3 protein-coding genes are annotated in these 1,795 nt (G+C 36.2%); 1 reads left to right on the forward strand and 2 read right to left on the reverse strand.

Annotation, left to right across the window (positions count from 1 at the left end; genetic code table 11):
* Positions 1-34 precede the first annotated feature (34 nt).
* Together AMDU4_RS09935 and AMDU4_RS09940 are read right to left on the reverse strand one after the other, a co-directional pair.
* Positions 35-493 carry an HAD-IIIA family hydrolase gene (locus tag AMDU4_RS09935; protein WP_021787850.1) on the reverse strand — a complete coding sequence of 153 codons (459 nt, stop codon included), beginning with the start codon at positions 491-493 and terminating at the stop codon, positions 35-37.
* A 50-nt stretch (positions 494-543) separates the two neighbouring features.
* Positions 544-1,332 carry a hypothetical protein gene (locus AMDU4_RS09940; RefSeq protein WP_290704963.1) on the reverse strand — a complete coding sequence of 263 codons (789 nt, stop codon included), beginning with the start codon at positions 1,330-1,332 and terminating at the stop codon, positions 544-546.
* A 203-nt stretch (positions 1,333-1,535) separates the two neighbouring features.
* Between AMDU4_RS09940 and AMDU4_RS09945 the strand changes: the two genes are divergently transcribed.
* Positions 1,536-1,795: cyclic pyranopterin monophosphate synthase MoaC (locus AMDU4_RS09945; protein ID WP_290704966.1), on the forward strand; the 260-nt coding region annotated here is incomplete at its 3' end.

The raw sequence follows: 1,795 nt of genomic DNA on the forward strand, positions 1-1,795 counted from the left end.
AGCCTGAAAACAGGGCATTTGATATAATTAAAAATTAATCGTATCCATGCACCTTTATAAATTTCATCCCAAGTTTTCTGGCCATTTCCCCATCCACGCTTTCCCTGTCACCAATGACAACCGAATTGCTTATATCAATATCATATTTTATGGCCGCTTCCTCAATTAGTCCAGTCTCCGGTTTTCTGCATCTGCATCCCTGATCCGGTGTGTGAGGACAGTAAAAGAAATCCTCTATCTTTATACCTTTATATATAAGCTCCTTTGCAATTTCACGGTTGAATGATTCCATTTCCACGACGGTGTAGTATCCCCTTCCTATTCCGGACTGATTTGTTATAACAATGATGAGGAAATTTTTTTCATAATAGTCCATCAGGAGAGGTATAATATCATCATATATCTTCAGGTCTGATAGGTTATGAGTGTATCCCTTATCATAATTCAGTGTTCCATCCCGATCTACAAAAATGGCTTTTCTCTTGCCGGTCATCAATTGTGTATTTACAATAAGTTTAAAATCTTTCTTAAAATAAAAAAATATTATAATTCAGCACAGACAAAGCCTGTGTTATCTGTGCCATCCTTCAATGCCCTTTTCTCTATGTGTGTCTTGAATCCTGCGTCCTGCAACTTCTTTTCAATGTCGTCTGGTGATCCTTCAAACAATACCTGAATCCTTTTAAAAATTTTAAGTATCTGATTATCTTCTGATATTAACTTCTTTATGGAATTTTCTCCATCAACCTTCAGTACTCCACTGTCTATTTTATATTTTTCTGTAAGTTCCTTAAGAGAAAGGTCTTTCTCACCACCAGAGTATGTTGCACTGGATACGGATATCCTATTTTCCAGGTCATTTGCCTTTACATTCTTTAATAATATTTCATAGAAAGATTTTTCAGGCACGGCTATGACATTTTTAGCCCCATTCAATGTAAAATATATGGGAGAATCACCAACTTTGCTGCCTATATCAAGAACTATCTCTTCTGGTACGTTTAAAAATGCATATTCGTTAGCGCCGAATGTACCGAGAAAGTTATGGTTCTGATCCATATTGCACATAAATAGCTGGCCAGATTTGTACTTAAAATTCATGCATCCAGGGACTACAGAGTTTTCAAAGGTGAAAAAATCAAGATCTCCATTGCAAAGGCTGTTTTCTACGCAGAGAGCATAGAGATATGTTTTTTGCCTGTTCCAGAATGAATCTTTTCCATTTCTTGCTATAATCTTTATATGTTCTTTCTTTGTAGCAATATCAAGCATGATATGCCTGTAATTTTTATATGCCTTTTTGTATCTTGCCATTGATTGTGTCAGACTCATTAGGGGAGATAGAATGTGCGTTTATAAATTTATATTTGCTTTTGATGTAACAATTGTTGCTTTATTCTGTTTATATCTTATCTGCACCTACGAGTCCCTGTATTTTCCGGAATTCATTCATATCATAAACTCCCTGGCTTCCTTTCTCCAGATTTTTGTGTAAAGCCATAAAGATTTTAGTATGAAAACAGCATGTTAATGTTATGATAGATATTACAGACAAGAACATTATTAGCAGGGAGGCAATGGCTACCGGGACCATAAAGCTCAATAAGGAAACGATAAAGCTGATACGGGAAAACCGGGTGAAAAAAGGGGACACTATAGAGACTGCAAAAATAGCCGGAACAATGGCAGTAAAGAACACATCCGGAATGATACCTTATTGCCATCCCGTCCCTGTAATGTCAATAGATTTCAACTTTGAAATTGATGAGGCAAAAATAATAGTCACATGCAGGGG

The organism is Ferroplasma sp. Type II (assembly GCF_000496155.1).